This window comes from Streptomyces sp. CA-179760 (genome assembly GCF_050937045.1).
GTDB lineage: Bacteria > Actinomycetota > Actinomycetes > Streptomycetales > Streptomycetaceae > Streptomyces.
Genome location: NZ_JBNJLZ010000001.1, coordinates 1,521,357 through 1,537,697, shown reverse-complemented (window position 1 = coordinate 1,537,697; position 16,341 = coordinate 1,521,357). Strand labels below are relative to the sequence as shown.

Below are 16,341 nucleotides of genomic sequence, written 5' to 3'. Positions count from 1 at the left end.
TCATCCCTCCCGCGCCGCCGCGCACACCGCCCGCGCGATCCGCGCCACGTCCGCGTCGCCCGTGACGTACGGCGGCATCGTGTAGATCAGATCGCGGAACGGCCGCAGCCACACGCCCTCGCGTAGGGCCGCCTCCGTGGCCGCCTCCATGTCCACGGCGTGGTCCAGCTGTACGACCCCGATGGCACCGAGGACCCGCACGTCCGTCACACCGGGCAGCTTCGAGGCCGCCGAGAGCCCGTCCCGCAGCCCCGCCTCGATCCGCTTGACCTCCGCGAGCCAGTCCTGCCCGAGCAGCAGCTCGATCGAGGCACAGGCCACGGACGCGGCCAGCGGATTGCCCATGAAGGTCGGGCCATGCGCGAGCACCGGCACCTCGCCCCGCGAGATGCCGTCGGCCACCCGCGCGGTGCACAGCGTCGCCGCCATGGTCAGATAACCGCCGGTCAGCGCCTTGCCCACACACATCACATCCGGCGTCACGGCCGCGTGTTCCGCCGCGAACAGCGCGCCCGTACGGCCGAACCCGGTCGCGATCTCGTCGAACACCAGCAGCACGTCGTGCGCGTCGCACGCCTCGCGCAGCACCCGCAGATAGGCGGGGGAGTGGAAGCGCATCCCGCCGGCGCCCTGCACCACCGGCTCGACGATCACCGCCGCCAGTTCGTCGGCGTGCCGCTCGACCGTCGTGCGCAGGTGCTCGGCGTACGCCTCGTCGTACTCGGCCGGCGGCGCGTCCGCGAACACCTGACGCTGGAGCACGCCGGTCCACAGCTCGTGCATCCCGCCCTCGGGATCGCACACCGACATCGGCTGCCAGGTGTCCCCGTGGTAGCCGCCGCGCCAGGTCAGCAGCCGCCGCTTGCCGGGACGGCCCAGCGAACGCCAGTACTGCAGGCACATCTTGACCGCGACCTCGACCGACACGGACCCCGAGTCGGCGAGGAAGACATGCTCGAGGCCGTCGGGCGACATGTCGACAAGGAGCTTCGCCAGCCGTACGGCGGGCTCGTGGGTGAGCCCGCCGAACATCACATGGCTCATCCGCTCCAGTTGCCCGCGCGCCGCCTCGTTGAGCACCGGGTGGTTGTAGCCGTGGATCGCCGACCACCAGGACGACATGCCGTCGACCAGCTCTCCCGAGCCGTCGGCGAGCCGCAGCCGCACCCCGCTCGCCGACTCCACGACGAGCGGTTCCCGCCGTCCGGGCATGGGGCCGTACGGATGCCACACATGCCGCCGGTCGAGCTCCAGCAGTTCCGGCACCGTCAGCTCGGGCACCGTCCGCTCAGGCATTGGGCGCGAGGTCCGTCCCGGCGCCCCGGCGGCGCACGGCGACCAGGTCGGTCCGGGCCTCGGCGGCCGTACGGGCCTCCGAGACCTCCGGGGCGGCGTCGGCGGAACCACAGCCTCCACTGCCTTCGGAACCGCAGACCCCGCCGCCGTCGTGGCAGCCACCGCCGCGGTGCTCGGGCAGCGTCACCTGGTCGGTGCCCTCCACCTCGAAGCCGGCGTCCGCGATCATCTCCAGGTCGGCCTTGCCCGCCTGGCCCTCGGTGGTCAGGTAGTCGCCGAGGAAGATCGAGTTGGCCAGGTGCAGGGCGACCGGCTGCATCGAGCGCAGATGGACCTCCCGGCCGCCCGCGATACGCACCTCGACGTCCGGGCACACGAAACGCACCATCGCCAGGATCCTGAGGCAGCGCTGCGGGGTGAGGTTCCACTCCTTGGCCAGCGGGGTGCCCTCGACCGGGATCAGGAAGTTGACCGGAACCGAGTCCGGGTCCAGCTCGCGCAGCGAGTAGACGACGTCCACGAGGTCCTCGTCGCTCTCGCCCATGCCGGCGATCAGCCCGGAGCACGCCGACAGGCCCGCCGCGTGCGCCTTGCCGACCGTGTCCACCCGGTCGGCGTACGTGTGGGTGGTCGTGATCTCCCCGTACGTCGCCTCGGACGTGTTGAGGTTGTGGTTGTAGGCGTCGGCGCCGGCCTCGCGCAGCCGCTCGGCCTGACCGTCGGAGAGCAGCCCGAGACAGGCACACACCTCGACGCCCTCGTTGTTGTCCTTGATCGCCTTGATCGTGTCGGAGACCCGGTCCACGTCCCGGTCGGTCGGGCCGCGCCCGCTGGCCACCAGGCACACGCGCTTGGCGCCCCCGGCCACCCCGGCCGCCGCCGCGTCGGAGGCCTGGTCGGGTTTGAGCCAGGTGTACTTCAGGATCCCCGTCTTCGAACCGAGCCGCTGCGAACAGTAGGAGCAGTCCTCGGGACACAGGCCGGACTTCAGGTTGACGAGGTAGTTGAGTTTCACCCGTCGGCCGAACCAGTGCCGGCGCACCTTCCCGGCCGCGGCCACCACATCGAGCAGGTCGTCGTCGGATGTCGCGAGGACGGAAAGTGCCTCTTCGCGGGTCGGCAGCTCGCGCCGAAGCCCCTTGTCCACCAGCGTGTTCAGCAGGTCCATGAGAGCCGATCCTGTCCTACGGACCCGCTCCGGGCCAAGGAGAGTTCGTACAACAGAGTCGCTTCGAGGTGTGGGTATTGCCACATACTGACCTGCTGGTGGTCCCGCTAGTGTCTGTGCACTGCCTACAAAATCTCCCGGAGGACCACCCATGGCGTTCGGCTGGATCGACGAGCAGGCGCGAGTGCGCCGCCGCGCCGGACTCGTACGGACTCTGCGCCCCCGTCCGGCCGCCTCACCACTCCTCGATCTGGCGAGCAACGACTACCTGGGGCTGGCCCGCCACCCCGAGGTCACCGAGGGCGCGGCCCGTGCCGCGCGGGTCTGGGGCGGCGGTTCGACCGGCTCCCGGCTCGTCACGGGCAGCACCGAACTGCACGCGGAATTGGAACGGGAACTGGCCGAATTCTGCGGTGCCGAGGCGGCCCTCGTCTTCTCCTCCGGCTACGCGGCCAACCTCGCGGCGGTCACCGCGCTGGCCCCGCACGGCTCTCTGATCGTCTCCGACGCGGGCAACCACGCCTCGCTCATCGACGGCTGCCGGCTGGCCCGCGGCACCACCCAGGTGGTGGCGCACGCCGAGCCGGACGCCGTGCGCAAGGCACTCTCGGCACACGAGGGCGCGGCGATCACGGTGTCCGACACGGTCTTCTCGGTCGACGGCGACGCGGCCCCGCTCGCGGCGCTCGCCGCGGCCTGCCGGGAGCACGAGGCCGGACTGGTGGTCGACGACGCCCACGGCCTGGGCGTCCTCGGCGACGGCGGCCGAGGAGCCCCGTACGCGGCGGGGCTCGCGGGCGCCGACGACGTCGTCGTCACGGTCACACTGTCCAAGTCGCTCGGCAGCCAGGGCGGAGCCGTCCTCGGCCCCGCCCGGGTGATCGACCACCTGGTCAACGCGGCACGGACGTTCATCTTCGACACGGGCCTCGCCCCCTCGGCGGCGGGCGCGGCCCTGGCGGCCCTGCGGCTGCTGCGCCGCGAACCGGAACGGGCGGCACGGGCCCGCGCGGTGGCGGGCGAACTGCACGCACGCCTGACCGCCGCGGGTCTGGCAGCGGTACGTCCGGACGCCGCGGTGGTCTCGGTGCGTGCGCCCTCCCCCGAGGACGCCGTGCGCTGGGCGGCCGAATGCCGCGCGGCGGGCCTGGCCGTGGGCTGCTTCCGTCCTCCTTCCGTGCCCGACGGCATCTCACGACTCAGGCTGACCGCCCGCGCGGACCTGACCGGGGAACAGATCGAACGCGCTGTACGGCTGATCGGCGAGACGCGGCCATGAGTCGGCGTGACACGGCCGGGCGTCGCACGATGACGGTCTGAACGGGGCCGGACTGAAGGATGTCGGACTGAACGGCGAGGGACCGATCACAAACGGTCACATGCGGTCGACCGCAGCCGTGAACTCCGCCCAGCTCCTCGACGAGAAGAGCAGCGCGGGCCCGGCCGGGTCCTTGGAATCGCGCACGGCGAGCAGTCCGGCCCAGGGCGGGGTGTCCGGACGCGCGGTCTCGACGCAGTTGTTCGCGCCGGTGCTGTAGCTGCTGCGCAACCACCGCACACCGTGCAGTTCGGTGCTTGAGGGGACATGACGAGGCAGTGCACGCATGGTGCCTCCTTACGCGCCGGCGGCTGTCCCGGCGATGTAATCCAACGAGTCCTCGGGCGAAAGGGCGTGGATCTGAAGGGCGTTGAAGGCCTCCGTGTAGGCCTGGAGGTCTTCTTTCCGTTCGAGGTAGAGGCTACTCGTCAAGTGGTCGAGAACAACCACGTTCAGATCAGAAGTGCTCGAAAATGAGAAAACAACGAAAGGGCCGGTGACCCCGATGTGCGCCCCGGCGGCGAACGGCAGCACCTGGAGCCGCACTTGGGGCAGGCGCGCGGCCTCGACCAGCCGTTCCAGCTGCCGGGCCATGACCCCGGGCCCGCCCACCTCCCGCCGCAGCACGGCCTCGTCCAGGACGGCGCTCAGTTCCAGCGGCGGATCCGCGCGCAGCACGTCCTGCCGGGCCAGTCGCACCTCGACCAGCGTGTCGAGCCGGTCCTCCGGCAGTCCCTCCACGGCGGCCTTCGTCACCGCACGCGCGTACTCGGGCGTCTGGAGCAGTCCCGGGACGACGGTGGTCTCCAGCGTGCGCATCGCCGTGGCCTGGGACTCCAGGCTGATGAAGTCCCGGTAGGTCGGCGGCAGCACCCCGCGGTAGGCGTGCCACCAGTGGTGCCGGCCACTCCCGTCGTCCGACCCCGCCAACACCAGCAGCAGCTCGCGAAGTTGGGAGTCCGCAACACCGTAGGCGTCGAGGAGTAACCGCACATCGGCCGGTTTCACCCCGCTCGTGCCCGTCTCGATCCGGCTGACCTTGGACTGGTGCCAGCCCACCAGCCGGGCCGCCTCACCGCTGGTGAGACCCGCCGAGGTGCGCAGCGCGCGCAGTTCGGCGCCCAGTTTCCGGCGGCGCACCGCGGGACCGTGCTGCATGGGCTTCTCCTTACTCCTTCCGAGCCACCCCAATACGGTCTCGCGTCGTAGAGTTCACCGCTTTGGGCGACAGATATATGCATATCTTGGTGGATCGCCGCCCTTCGCGGGTGTTCTGGTGGCACTCTGGCGGCGAAGCACCAGTCCGGGACCGTACTCGAACCGTCCGCTCCGTGTCGGGTTGCGGTCCCGCGGGAAAGGGGCGACGTCGCCATGGCAGACCATTTGGAATCATCCGTCACTCTGCCGAGCGATCCCGCCTCGGTCTCCGCGGCGCGGGTCTACGTGGTGGACACGCTGGCGGAGTGGGGCCTGCCGGCGGACACGGAAGTGTCCGACACCGTCCGGCTCATCATCTCCGAGCTCGCCACCAACGCCGTCCAGCACACCTTCGGGCAGTCGCCCACCTTCACGGTGGACGTCGTGCTCGACCGCGACGAACGGCTGCACATCGGTGTCACGGACAGCCACCCGCGGTTCCCCAGACGGCTCCCCGCCGCCGTCCAGCAGGACAACGGCCGCGGCCTGGTCATCATCCGCTGGCTGACCGCCGAATGCGGCGGCAGGCTCAGGATCCGCCCCACCCGCGAGGGCGGCAAGACCATCTCGGTCGAACTACCGTGGACCGTCCCGGCCCAGCCCATGACGGCGGCGGGACAGCAGGAGCCGTAGTCTCAGCGCTGCGCGCCGGCCCCGAGCGCGCACACTCACCGGCGTGGCGGCGTCCGCGCCGCACCCTCCCCGCAAAGCCTGTCACCTGCGCCGCAGCGGAACCTCCCGGCGCGACGCTCCTTCCCGACGCGGTGCGGGAATCCTGAGGGTGTCCTGGGACGCCGCCTCCTCGACAGCCGGCTCCGGTTCCTCGCAGCCGCCGTTCACCGCCCCCCGCAGCCCCGCCCGCCGCACCAGCCGGGGGAGCACGCCCCACAGTCCGACGCAGACCAGGAAGGTCGCCGCCCCCGCGGCGATCCCGCCGGCCCGGCCGGTCGTCACGTCCACCACCAGCAGCACGGAACCACTGAAAGCGAACACCAGCACGATCAGGCCGGTCGTGGCCAGTCGCGAGGAGACCTGCACGATGCGGGGTTTCGCGCCCTGCTGGAAGAGCGAGCGGTGCAGCGCGGCCGGCGCGGTGAAGAGCGCCGCCGCCAGGACCGCCAGGAGCAGCGTGCTGACGTAGGTGAAGCGCTGGACCGAGTCGAGGGACGGGAAACGCGAGGTGAAGGCCAGCGACAGAAGGAAGGCGAACAGGATCTGTACGCCCGTCTGGGTGACCCGCAGTTCCTGGAGCAGCTCGACGAAGTTGCGGTCGGCGCGCTGCAGTGGTGTCTCGCCGCGTGCGGTGCAGGGACTGTGCTCGGCCATGACGCGACGGGTAACCACTTCAGCGCGTGTCACGCTCCCGGCGTGCGGCGGCGCGGCTCAGACGCCGCCGCACGCCGGGCGGATCACTTCACGCGCCCGTACCAGACGCTCTTGGTCCAGATCTTCTGCAGCCGCACCACGTCCCCGCTCTTGGGGGAGTGCCAGAGCTTGTTCTTACCCGCGTAGATACCGACGTGGTACACGTTCCGGCCCGAGTGGAAGAACACCAGGTCTCCCGCCTTGCGGTTCCCCGCGGAGATGTGGCGGGTCTTGTTGTACTGCTGGGCGGCCGTGCGCGGCAGCTTCTTGCCCGCCTTCTTGAACGAGTACAGCGTGAGGCCCGAGCAGTCGAACCGGTGCGGGCCGGTGGCGCCGTACTTGTAGGGCGATCCCTTCTTCGAGGCCGCTATCTGGAGTGCCTTGGTCGCCGGCGTGGCCGCCGCTGCCTCGGAGGAGAAGCCGGGGGCCACGATCGAGCCGCCCACGGCGGCGATGGTGAGGGCCGAGGCCGTACCGGCCCGGACCATGAGCGACGGGACACGATTGAGCGCAGTCATGCGCAACCCTTCGTCAGCCGCCTGTGAAGGATGACCTGTCGGATTCGGGCTGGCGAAGTTGCCCGGCCGCTGACGCGGCTTCACCCCAAGGGCTGCTCGGCTCCGGTCATGGCGTGACCGTCCCGGCGACCCGTCGTGCTTGGGTCCTCCACTCCTGCCGATCCACTCCTGTCGACCGGTCATCCAGGCGGCGGCAGGACTCGGCGTCCGCCCGGATCGCCCCGCCGCTGTGGCGGGGGCTTGTCGTCAGTCAGGGATCTTGACTGATGGTTGTCATGAAATCCCAACGGAACCGGGGATTTGTGTTGTTACTCACCACTCACCCGTTCGGGTGGACACGTCTGTGTTCGACCGGGTGTCTACCCCGCCGCAAAGCCCCGGACCAGCGATGGAATGTCCCATTCCGACTCTCCGCCCCGCGCGCCGCGCAACCGTGACGGTCCAAAAATTGGTGTCCCGTCTACTCCGAACAGCGGTACGTCGTTTGGCTCGTTTCGACTCAGTCCCGGACGCCGCGTCGACAGGGGGAGCGTCCGGGCCGACGGATCCGCCGGCTCCGCGTCAGCCGACGGACTCCGGGGGCAGGGTGACACGGGCGGTGCGGCGCTCGCCGTCCAGCACCCGCAGCGCCCGGGCCAGCGTCTCGGCGTGCAGTTCCGTCTCGCCGCGCTGGTGCATCAAGGCCAGCGCGTCACGCAGCGCGGTCGCCTTGCCGACCAGGGCCTGGGCGGCGCGCAGCCCGCGGTAGGTGTCGCCGTGCAGCGCCGGATTGATCCGGCCGAGCAGGTCCACGACCTCGAGGTAACGGTCGATCAACTCGGCCTCCGCGCACGTCAGCGCGGGCAGCGGAGGCAGTTCGGGCGGCAGCACCGGCGGCTCACTCTCCGGTCGGCGCGGCCATGGTGGCCTTGCGGTTGGGCACGATCCGGTCCACCAGGCCGTACTCCACCGCCTCCCGGGCGGTAAGGATCTTGTCCCGCTCGATGTCCTCGCTCACCTGCTCCCGGGTGCGGCCGGTGTGCCGCGCGAGCATCTCCTCCATGCGGGTCCGGATCCGCGTCAGCTCGTCGGCCTGGATCGCCAGATCGCTGGCCTGTCCCTGGACGGGCTCGGGCAGGGCGGGCTGATGGATCACCAGGCGGGCGTCCGGCAGCATGGATCGCTTGCCGGGCGTGCCCGCCGCCAGCAGCACCGTGGCGGCCGCCCCGGCCTGGCCCAGGCAGACCGTCTCCACGTCACACGTGACGTAGCGCATCGTGTCGTAGAGGGCCGTCATCGCGTGGAACGCGCCGCCGGGGGAGTTGATGTAGAGCTGGATGTCGCGGTCCGGGGCCTGGTGCTCGAGGTACATGAACTGGGCCATCACGTCGTTCGCCGAGATCTCGTCCACCGGAGCTCCGAGGAAGACGATCCGCTCCTCCAGCAGCTTCGAGTACGGGTCCATGGTCCGTTGCCCGGAACTCGTGCGTTCGGTGAACTCGGGCAGTACGTGACGGGCGGACGGTCGGGTCATGGCGAACCCCTCCTCGCGGCAGAGCTGTCTCCGGCGACAACTTCCTCTGTAAAAAATGTACAGGACGTACGTCACGTTATGATGGGGTCATGGCCTACGAGATTCCGGTGACGCAAGCCAGGGCTGAGCTCGCCGACCTGATCAACCGCGTGGTGTACGCCGGCGAGCGCGTCGTCGTCACCCGGCACGGCAAGCCGCTCGTCGCCCTCGTCTCGGCCGATGACCTGCGCCGACTCGAAGAGGCCCAGGAGCTCGCGGAGACCGCCGAGGAGCAGGTGATCAGCGCCGTGTCCACGGTCCGCGACGTCGCGTCCGCTCCCCGCGAACGGCAGCGGTTCGGGATCGCGGCGGAACATCGGGGGGCCAACCCGGCGTAGCTCTCCGGGCGGGCCTCACAGGCCTGAAGGATCACAGCTCGGTTAACGTGCCCGAAACCCGGTCCAACTAGCCTGCCGCCACGCCACCAGGGCTTTTCCCCGGGGCTGCGGCAGCCGGGCCCCGCACGGTCCGGAGCGAGGACTGTGAGGTGGGACGTGCAACTGACCCCGCACGAGCAAGAGAGACTGCTGATTCACGTCGCCGCCGACGTGGCCGAGAAGCGCAGGGCCCGCGGGCTGAGGCTGAACCATCCCGAGGCGGTCGCGCTCATCACCTCGCACATCCTCGAAGGCGCCCGTGACGGCCGTACCGTCGCCGAACTCATGTCCTCCGGGCGCAAGCTGCTCACCAGGGACGACGTCATGGAGGGCATCGCGGAGATGATCCACGACGTCCAGGTCGAGGCCACCTTCCCGGACGGCACCAAGCTCGTCACCGTCCACGACCCGATCGTCTGACGGGGAGCCGCCGTGATTCCCGGAGAGATCCTCTTCGCCGAGGACCCGATTGCCTACAACGAGGGCCGCGAGGTCACCCGGCTGACCGTCCTCAACGCAGCCGACCGGCCCGTCCAGGTCGGCTCCCACTACCACTTCGCCGAGGCCAACCCCGGCCTGGAGTTCGACCGCGCCGCGGCCCGCGGCAGGCGGCTGAACGTCGCCGCCGGCACGGCCGTGCGTTTCGAACCCGGGATCCCCGTCGACGTCGAACTCGTTCCGCTCACCGGCGCCCGTGTCGTGCCCGGTCTGCGCGGTGAGACCGGAGGTGCCCTCGATGCCTGAGATCTCGCGTGCCGCGTACGCCGACCTGTTCGGCCCGACGACCGGCGACCGCATCCGGCTCGCCGACACCGACCTGCTGGTCGAGATCGAGGAGGACCGCTCCGGCGGCCCCGGCCGCGCCGGTGACGAGGCCGTGTTCGGCGGCGGCAAGGTCATCCGCGAGTCCATGGGCCAGGCGCGTGCCACGCGAGCGGAGGGCACCCCGGACACCGTGATCACCGGCGCGGTGATCATCGACCACTGGGGGATCGTCAAGGCCGACGTCGGCATCCGCGACGGCCGGATCACCGGCATCGGCAAGGCCGGCAACCCCGACACCATGGACGGCGTCCACCCGGACCTGGTCATCGGCCCGGAGACCGAGATCATCGCCGGCAACGGGCGGATCCTCACGGCCGGCGCGATCGACGCGCACGTCCACTTCATCTGCCCGCAGATCGCCGACGAGGCGCTCTCGTCGGGCATCACGACCCTCGTCGGCGGCGGCACGGGCCCGGCCGAGGGCTCCAAGGCCACCACCGTCACCCCCGGCCCCTGGCATCTCGCCCGGATGCTGGAGGCGATGGAGGCCTTCCCGCTCAACATCGGGCTGCTCGGCAAGGGCAACACCGTCTCGCACGAGGCGATGCTGTCGCAGATCCGCGGCGGCGCGCTCGGCCTGAAGCTGCACGAGGACTGGGGCTCGACCCCGGCTGTCATCGACGCCTCGCTGACCGTCGCCGAGCAGACCGGCATCCAGGTCGCCATCCACACGGACACGCTCAACGAGGCCGGGTTCGTCGGCGACACGCTCGCCGCGATCGCCGGGCGGGGCATCCACGCGTACCACACCGAGGGCGCGGGCGGCGGGCACGCGCCGGACATCATGACCGTGGTGTCCGAGTCGTACGTACTGCCGAGCTCCACCAATCCGACCCGGCCGTTCACTGTCAACACCGCCGAGGAACACCTCGACATGCTGATGGTCTGCCACCACCTCAATCCGGCTGTGCCGGAGGACCTGGCCTTCGCCGAGTCCCGGATCCGGCCGTCCACGATCGGCGCCGAGGACGTGCTGCACGACCTGGGCGCGATCTCGATCATCTCCTCCGACTCCCAGGCCATGGGGCGCGTCGGCGAGGTCGTCATGCGGACCTGGCAGACCGCGCACGTGATGAAGCGGCGCCGGGGTGCCCTGCCCGGGGACGGACGCGCCGACAACCGCCGGGTCCGTCGCTATGTCGCCAAGTACACGATCAACCCCGCGCTCGCCCAGGGCCTGGCCCGGGAGATCGGATCGGTCGAGAGCGGCAAGCTGGCCGACCTCGTGCTGTGGGAGCCGGCGTTCTTCGGCGTCAAGCCGCAGCTCGTCATCAAGGGCGGGCAGATCGCCTACGCGCAGATGGGCGACGCGAACGCCTCGATCCCCACGCCGCAGCCGATCCTGCCGCGCCCGATGTACGGGGCGATCGGGCGGGCACCGGCCGCCAACTCCCTTAACTTCGTCGCCCCCTTGGCGCTCGAGGACGGGCTGCCGGACCGGCTGGGGCTCGGCAAGCGGTTCGCGGCGATCGAGTCGACGCGCGGTGTCACCAAGGCCGACATGCGGGAGAACGACGCGCGCCCGGACGTGCGGGTCGATCCCGACAGCTTCGCGGTGTACATCGACGGGGAAGCGGTCGAGGCGGCGCCCGCGGCCGAACTGCCCATGGCCCAGCGTTACTTCCTCTTCTGATGTCCAGGGGCGCACTCCTCGTCCTGGCCGACGGCCGCTTTCCCGCCGGCGGCCACGCGCACTCCGGCGGGGCCGAGGCCGCGGTCAAGGCCGGGCGGATCAAGGGGGCGACGACCCTCGCCGACTTCTGCCGGGGGCGACTGCACACGGCCGGATCGGTGGCCGCGGCACTCTCCGCCGCCGCGGCGCTCGGGATCGACCCCGTCGCGCTGGACCGTGCCGCGGACGCCCGTACGCCCTCGCCCGCGCTGCGGGTCGCCGCGCGCAAGCTGGGGCGCCAGCTGATGCGAGCCGCCCGTTCCACCTGGCCGTCCGCCGAACTGGACGCGCTGGCACGCGAGTTCCCCAAGGGCGCCCATCAGCCGGTGGTGCTCGGCCTGACGGCCCGGGCGGCCGGACTGGGACCGGTCGACGCGGCGTACTGCGCGGCCTACGAGAGCGTGAGCGGCCCGGCCACGGCGACGGTCCGGCTGCTGAGCCTGGACCCCTTCGATGCGACGGGGGTGCTGGCCCGGCTGGCGCCGGAGCTGGACCGGGTCGTGGACCGGGCGGTGGAGGCGGCGCGGAGGGTGGTCGACGAAGGCGTCGACGCGCTGCCCGCCGCGTCGGCACCGCTGCTGGAGATCGGGGCGGAGGCGCACGCGGGGTGGCCGGTACGCCTGTTCGCCTCGTAGCTGCCTGCCGACAACGCCGAGCGGGACGATTCCCTTGAAGGGGCGCGGGGAACTGCGCGAGAAACCCCCACCCACCCGCACCCCGAAACTCGCGCCCGCCACCCCGAACCCGGTCGCCCCGAACCAGGACCCTCCCCACCAGGAGCCGCACATGCACCTCGACCACAACCACGACGCCCCCACCGCCGTAAGTGCCGACGCCCGTCGACCTGACGGCACCCGCAGAGCGCTCCGCATCGGCCTCGGCGGACCCGTCGGGTCAGGAAAGACCGCCACCGTCGCCGCGCTCTGCCGGTCGCTGCGGGACGAGCTGTCGCTCGCGGTCGTCACCAATGACATCTACACCCGGGAGGACGCCGAGTTCCTGCTCCGGGAAGCCGTGCTGCCGCCCGAGCGGATCACCGCCGTGGAGACGGGCGCCTGCCCGCACACCGCGATCCGGGACGACATCTCGGCCAACCTGGAAGCGGTGGAGGACCTGGAGGACGCCGTCGGGCCACTGGACCTGGTCCTTGTGGAGTCCGGCGGGGACAACCTCACCGCGACCTTCTCCAAGGGGCTGGTCGACGCGCAGATCTTCGTGATCGACGTGGCCGGGGGCGATGACATCCCACGCAAGGGCGGGCCGGGCGTGACCACCGCCGACCTGCTCATCGTCAACAAGACCGACCTCGCACCGCACGTCGGCTCGGACCTCGCGCGCATGGCCGCCGACGCCAAGGCGCAGCGGGCCGAACTGCCGGTGGTCTTCCAGTCGTTGCGGAGCGAGGCCGGAGTATCGGAAGTCGCCGCGTGGGTGCGGGCACAGCTGGCCGCGTGGACGGCGTGAGCGCGCACGGCGGCGGGGTGCGGTCCGTCGCGCGGATCGTCGCCCGGGACGACGGCCGGGGCGGGACCTCCCTGCCCGTGCTGGAGAGCGACGGGCCCCTGGCGCTGCGGCGCACCCGGGCCGCCGGCCCCGAGGCGCGGGTCATGCTCGTCGGCGCGATGAGCGGGCCGCTCGGCGGCGACCACTTCACGGTGGAAGCCCGGGTGGAGGAGGAGGCCCGGCTGTCGGTCGGGTCGGCCGCCGCCACCATGGCACTGCCGGGGCAGTCGAAGCGCGAGGCACGCTACGACGTGCGGCTCAAGGTGGCCGACGGGGCCGAACTGCTCTGGCTGCCGGAGCAGTTGATCTCCGCCCAGGGCAGCGACCTGTACGTCACGACCCGCGTCGACCTCGCCGCCACAGCCCGGCTCGTGCTGCGCGAGGAGCAGGTGCTCGGGCGTGCCGGGGAGGAACCCGGACGGCTGACGAGCCGTCTGACCGTACGGATCGCCGAACGGGTGACGCTCGACCAGGAGCTGGCCTGCGGGCCCGGCGCGCCGGGCGGCTGGGACGGGCCCGCCGTCCTCGCGGGGCACCGGGCGGTCGGGCAACTGATCGTCGTACGGCCGGAGTTCGCCGACAGGCCGGTGGCGGCCCGGGCGCTGGGGGAGGGGGCAACGGTCGTGCCGCTCGCCGGCCCCGCCGCGCTGGTGACCGCCGTGGCGCCGGACGCGTTGCGGCTGCGGCGGCTGCTCGACGAGGCACTGGCGTCCCTCGCGTAACGCTCGTTCAGGCGTCCGTAGAACAGTAGCCGTTCTCCGTTTATCGGATTGGCAAAGAAGCGCGACGGACCCTGTTCTCAGCGACCTCACAGCCGCGAGGATCCCCGTACTGATCGCAACGATGTACGGGGAGGTCCCCCTTGAGGGGTACGAGACCGAAGAGGCGGGTGGCGGCGCTCGGTTCGGCCGGAGCACTCGTCACGGCCACGCTGATAGCCGGCGCCGTCGCGGCGCCCACGGCGAACGCGAGCTCGGGCACCCGCCACGGCCAGGACCGTGAGGCGAGGGGCGCCGCGGTCGCCGCCGCCCGGGCCGCGAAGGCCGGTGTCGACTGGCAGGACTGTCCCGCCGACTGGAACCTGGCCAAGCCGATCCAGTGCGGGTACGTCACCGTGCCGCTCGACTACGCCAAGCCGCACGGCAAGCAGATCAAGCTCGCCGTCGACCGCATCGGCAACACGGGCACGAAGGCCGAGCGGCAGGGCGCGCTGCTCTACAACCCCGGCGGCCCCGGCGGCTCCGGACTGCGTTTCCCCGCCCGGGTCACCAGCAAGAACCCGGTGTGGGCCAACGCCGCCAAGGCCTACGACTTCGTGGGCTTCGACCCGCGTGGCGTCGGCAAGTCGGCGCCCATCTCCTGCGTCGACCCGCAGGAGTTCGTCAAGGCACCCAAGATGGACCCGGTGCCCGGCTCCGAGGCCGACAAGCTCGCCCAGCGCAAGCTGGCCCGCGAGTACGCCGAGGGCTGCCAGGAGCGCAGCGGCGCGATGCTGCCGCACATGACCACGCCGAACACCGCGCGCGACCTCGACGTCATCCGCGCCGCCCTCGGCGAGAAGAAGCTCAACTTCCTCGGTGTCTCCTACGGCACCTACCTGGGCGCCGTCTACGGCACCCTCTTCCCGGGCCATGTGCGCCGGATGGTCGTCGACAGCGTCGTCAACCCGTCCCGGGACAAGATCTGGTACCAGGCCAACCTGGACCAGGACGTCGCCTTCGAGGGCCGCTGGAAGGACTGGCAGGACTGGGTCGCGAAAAACGACGCGACCTACCATCTCGGCACCACCCGCGCCGACGTCCAGGCCAAGTGGCTGGAGCTGCGCGCCACGGCGAAGAAGAACCCCCTCGGCGGGGTCGTCGGCCCGGCCGAGCTGATCTCCTTCTTCCAGAGCGCCCCGTACTACGACTCCTCGTGGGCCCCGGTCGCCTCGGTCTTCAGCAAGTACGCCGCCGGAGACACCCAGGCGCTGATCGACGCCGCGGCCCCCGACCTGTCCGACACCGCGGGCAACGCCTCCGCCGAGAACGGCAACGCCGTCTACACGGCCGTGGAGTGCGCCGACGCCAAGTGGCCCACGAGCTGGCGCACCTGGGACCGGGACAACACCCGGCTGCACCGGGACCACCCGTTCATGACCTGGGCCAACGCCTGGATGAACCTGCCGTGCGCCACCTGGCCGGCCAAGCAGCACACGCCGCTGAACGTCAAGAGCGGCAAGGGCCTGCCCGGCGTGCTCATCGTCCAGTCGGAGCATGACGCCGCGACGCCGTACGAGGGCGCCGTCGAACTGCACAAGCGGTTCAAGGGCTCCCGCCTGATCACCGAGAAGGACGCCGGTTCGCACGGCGTCGCCGGGCTGGTCAACCCGTGCGTCAACGAGCGGGTGGACACCTACCTGCTCACCGGCGAGCTGGACCGCCGCGACGTGACCTGCGCACCGCACGCCACGCCCAAGCCGTAGTCACGGCCAAGCCGTAGTCACAGTGGGGGGCGGTCGTCCGGCCGCCCCCTCAGCCGTCCCTTTCCGCCAGCCAGGCGTCCTCCGCCGCGTAGTCGAAGAGGTCGCCGTACGCCTGGACCATCTTCGGGTACGCCTCCCGCCAGTCCCGCCCGGCGAGTTGTTCCTCGATCCAGGCGATCGTCTCCGGCAGGGTGTCCGCGTACCGCACCACCGCCCGGTAGCCCAGCTCGCGTTCCGCCGCCGACATGTCGCACACCACCGGCGCCGGTACCGACCAGGGCGTGTCGCCCACGCCGGACGGGGGCGGTGGGCCGTCCACGAGCACGTCCTCGGTCTTCACACCCATCACCGCGTCGATCTCCGCCGCGATCCGGGCCACCGTCGGCGCGTCCGGGTCCACGGCGTTCAGGACGCGGGCACCCGGCCGGGCGGCGGCCAGCCGGATCAGCTCGGCGAGCGTGTGGACGCTCGCCGGATGGAACCGGCTCTCGCCGCCGTAGGCGAGCACGCGCCGCTTCCGGCCGTCGAGGTTCCGCTTCACCACGTACAGCTCCCGCGGGCCTTGGCAGTACGCTCCGTGGATGGCGCCCGCGCGCAGCAGCGTGGTCGGCAACCGGTCGCCCGCCGCGAGGAGTTCGCGCTCCAGCGCCGCCTTCCGGGTGCTGTACGAGGCGTCGCCCGGTGGCACCGTGCGCTGGTCCTCCGTCAGCGGCACCGGGTACTCGGGAAAGCCCCCGGGCTCGCTCTGTGTGTCGAAGCCGCGGCCCCGGTCGTCCTCGTACACGGACACGCTGGAGATCACCACGGCCGAGCCGACCCGCCCGGCCAGCCCCGTCAACTGCCGTGCGTGCCCGGCGCCGAACGCCACCATGTCCACCAGGACGTCGCAGCCGTCACCGACCGCCGCCGACAGCGCCGCGTCATCCTCCCGGTCGGCCCGCACGGCCCGCACGCCGTCCGGCCACCGGGGGTCCCGGCCGCCGCCCCGCGAGACGGCTGTCACCTCCCAGCCGTCCCGGGCCAGCGCGCCCACGGCCACCCGCCCGATCTGTCCCGTCGCCCCGATCACCACAGCACGTGTCATAC

General features: G+C 71.4%; 19 protein-coding genes and 1 riboswitch. Of the genes, 10 read left to right on the top strand and 9 right to left on the bottom strand.

Features of this window, described 5'->3' with window-relative positions:
* Together ACQEV8_RS06710 and bioB are read right to left on the bottom strand one after the other, a co-directional pair.
* Complete coding sequence (locus tag ACQEV8_RS06710) at window positions 1–1,281, bottom strand: adenosylmethionine--8-amino-7-oxononanoate transaminase (protein ID WP_432972490.1); 1,281 nt, start codon at window positions 1,279–1,281, stop codon at window positions 1–3.
* 7 nt (window positions 1,282–1,288) lie between these two features.
* Entirely contained in the window at window positions 1,289–2,464 is a 1,176-nt protein-coding gene (gene bioB, locus ACQEV8_RS06705; RefSeq protein ID WP_432958164.1) for a biotin synthase BioB, read from the bottom strand.
* Between the two features lie 151 nt (window positions 2,465–2,615).
* Between bioB and ACQEV8_RS06700 the strand changes: the two genes are divergently transcribed.
* Entirely contained in the window at window positions 2,616–3,743 is a 1,128-nt protein-coding gene (locus tag ACQEV8_RS06700) for an 8-amino-7-oxononanoate synthase (protein ID WP_432958162.1), read from the top strand.
* A gap of 96 nt (window positions 3,744–3,839) precedes the next feature.
* Here ACQEV8_RS06700 and ACQEV8_RS06695 read toward each other — a convergent pair whose 3' ends face one another.
* Together ACQEV8_RS06695 and ACQEV8_RS06690 are read right to left on the bottom strand one after the other, a co-directional pair.
* Window positions 3,840–4,070, bottom strand: a complete 231-nt coding sequence (locus ACQEV8_RS06695) for a DUF397 domain-containing protein (RefSeq protein WP_432958160.1) — start codon at window positions 4,068–4,070, stop codon at window positions 3,840–3,842.
* 9 nt (window positions 4,071–4,079) lie between these two features.
* Window positions 4,080–4,940, bottom strand: a complete 861-nt coding sequence (locus tag ACQEV8_RS06690) for a helix-turn-helix domain-containing protein (RefSeq protein WP_432958159.1) — start codon at window positions 4,938–4,940, stop codon at window positions 4,080–4,082.
* A 213-nt stretch (window positions 4,941–5,153) separates the two neighbouring features.
* On the opposite strand from ACQEV8_RS06690, the gene ACQEV8_RS06685 reads away from it, so the two are divergent.
* Complete coding sequence (locus ACQEV8_RS06685) at window positions 5,154–5,612, top strand: ATP-binding protein (protein WP_376383912.1); 459 nt, start codon at window positions 5,154–5,156, stop codon at window positions 5,610–5,612.
* 81 nt (window positions 5,613–5,693) lie between these two features.
* Here the strand turns inward: ACQEV8_RS06685 and ACQEV8_RS06680 are convergent, their stop codons facing one another.
* The 4 genes from ACQEV8_RS06680 to ACQEV8_RS06665 all read right to left on the bottom strand — a co-directional run bounded on the left by ACQEV8_RS06680 (window position 5,694) and on the right by ACQEV8_RS06665 (window position 8,375).
* Window positions 5,694–6,305, bottom strand: a complete 612-nt coding sequence (locus ACQEV8_RS06680; protein ID WP_432958157.1) for a DUF6328 family protein — start codon at window positions 6,303–6,305, stop codon at window positions 5,694–5,696.
* Window positions 6,306–6,388: 83 nt separating this feature from the next.
* Entirely contained in the window at window positions 6,389–6,862 is a 474-nt protein-coding gene (locus ACQEV8_RS06675) for a C40 family peptidase (RefSeq protein ID WP_432958155.1), read from the bottom strand.
* Between the two features lie 3 nt (window positions 6,863–6,865).
* A riboswitch (cyclic di-AMP (ydaO/yuaA leader) is annotated at window positions 6,866–7,000 on the bottom strand.
* Window positions 7,001–7,423: 423 nt separating this feature from the next.
* Window positions 7,424–7,732, bottom strand: a complete 309-nt coding sequence (locus tag ACQEV8_RS06670; RefSeq protein WP_432958153.1) for a hypothetical protein — start codon at window positions 7,730–7,732, stop codon at window positions 7,424–7,426.
* Window positions 7,733–7,739: 7 nt separating this feature from the next.
* Complete coding sequence (locus tag ACQEV8_RS06665) at window positions 7,740–8,375, bottom strand: ATP-dependent Clp protease proteolytic subunit (RefSeq protein ID WP_432958152.1); 636 nt, start codon at window positions 8,373–8,375, stop codon at window positions 7,740–7,742.
* Window positions 8,376–8,464: 89 nt separating this feature from the next.
* On the opposite strand from ACQEV8_RS06665, the gene ACQEV8_RS06660 reads away from it, so the two are divergent.
* The 8 genes from ACQEV8_RS06660 to ACQEV8_RS06625 all read left to right on the top strand — a co-directional run bounded on the left by ACQEV8_RS06660 (window position 8,465) and on the right by ACQEV8_RS06625 (window position 15,255).
* Window positions 8,465–8,752 (top strand): type II toxin-antitoxin system Phd/YefM family antitoxin, encoded by a 288-nt coding sequence (locus tag ACQEV8_RS06660; protein WP_432958150.1) that lies wholly within the window; start codon window positions 8,465–8,467, stop codon window positions 8,750–8,752.
* Window positions 8,753–8,908: 156 nt separating this feature from the next.
* Window positions 8,909–9,211, top strand: coding sequence for an urease subunit gamma (locus ACQEV8_RS06655; protein ID WP_432958149.1), 303 nt, complete (start codon window positions 8,909–8,911; stop codon window positions 9,209–9,211).
* A gap of 12 nt (window positions 9,212–9,223) precedes the next feature.
* Window positions 9,224–9,535, top strand: a complete 312-nt coding sequence (locus ACQEV8_RS06650; protein WP_382487300.1) for an urease subunit beta — start codon at window positions 9,224–9,226, stop codon at window positions 9,533–9,535.
* Window positions 9,528–11,249, top strand: a complete 1,722-nt coding sequence (locus ACQEV8_RS06645; RefSeq protein ID WP_432958147.1) for an urease subunit alpha — start codon at window positions 9,528–9,530, stop codon at window positions 11,247–11,249. Before ACQEV8_RS06650 ends, ACQEV8_RS06645 begins: the two co-directional genes overlap by 8 nt.
* The gene (locus tag ACQEV8_RS06640; RefSeq protein ID WP_432958146.1) at window positions 11,249–11,923 is read left to right on the top strand and encodes an urease accessory protein UreF; all 675 of its coding nucleotides are present in this window, start codon (window positions 11,249–11,251) and stop codon (window positions 11,921–11,923) included. Before ACQEV8_RS06645 ends, ACQEV8_RS06640 begins: the two co-directional genes overlap by 1 nt.
* A 151-nt stretch (window positions 11,924–12,074) precedes the next feature.
* Window positions 12,075–12,752 (top strand): urease accessory protein UreG, encoded by a 678-nt coding sequence (gene ureG, locus ACQEV8_RS06635; protein ID WP_432972487.1) that lies wholly within the window; start codon window positions 12,075–12,077, stop codon window positions 12,750–12,752.
* Entirely contained in the window at window positions 12,740–13,513 is a 774-nt protein-coding gene (locus ACQEV8_RS06630; protein WP_432958145.1) for an urease accessory protein UreD, read from the top strand. Before ureG ends, ACQEV8_RS06630 begins: the two co-directional genes overlap by 13 nt.
* Window positions 13,514–13,653: 140 nt before the next feature.
* Window positions 13,654–15,255 (top strand): alpha/beta hydrolase, encoded by a 1,602-nt coding sequence (locus tag ACQEV8_RS06625; RefSeq protein WP_432958144.1) that lies wholly within the window; start codon window positions 13,654–13,656, stop codon window positions 15,253–15,255.
* A gap of 49 nt (window positions 15,256–15,304) precedes the next feature.
* Here ACQEV8_RS06625 and ACQEV8_RS06620 read toward each other — a convergent pair whose 3' ends face one another.
* The gene (locus ACQEV8_RS06620) at window positions 15,305–16,339 is read right to left on the bottom strand and encodes an NAD-dependent epimerase/dehydratase family protein (protein ID WP_432958142.1); all 1,035 of its coding nucleotides are present in this window, start codon (window positions 16,337–16,339) and stop codon (window positions 15,305–15,307) included.
* Window positions 16,340–16,341: the final 2 nt, after the last annotated feature.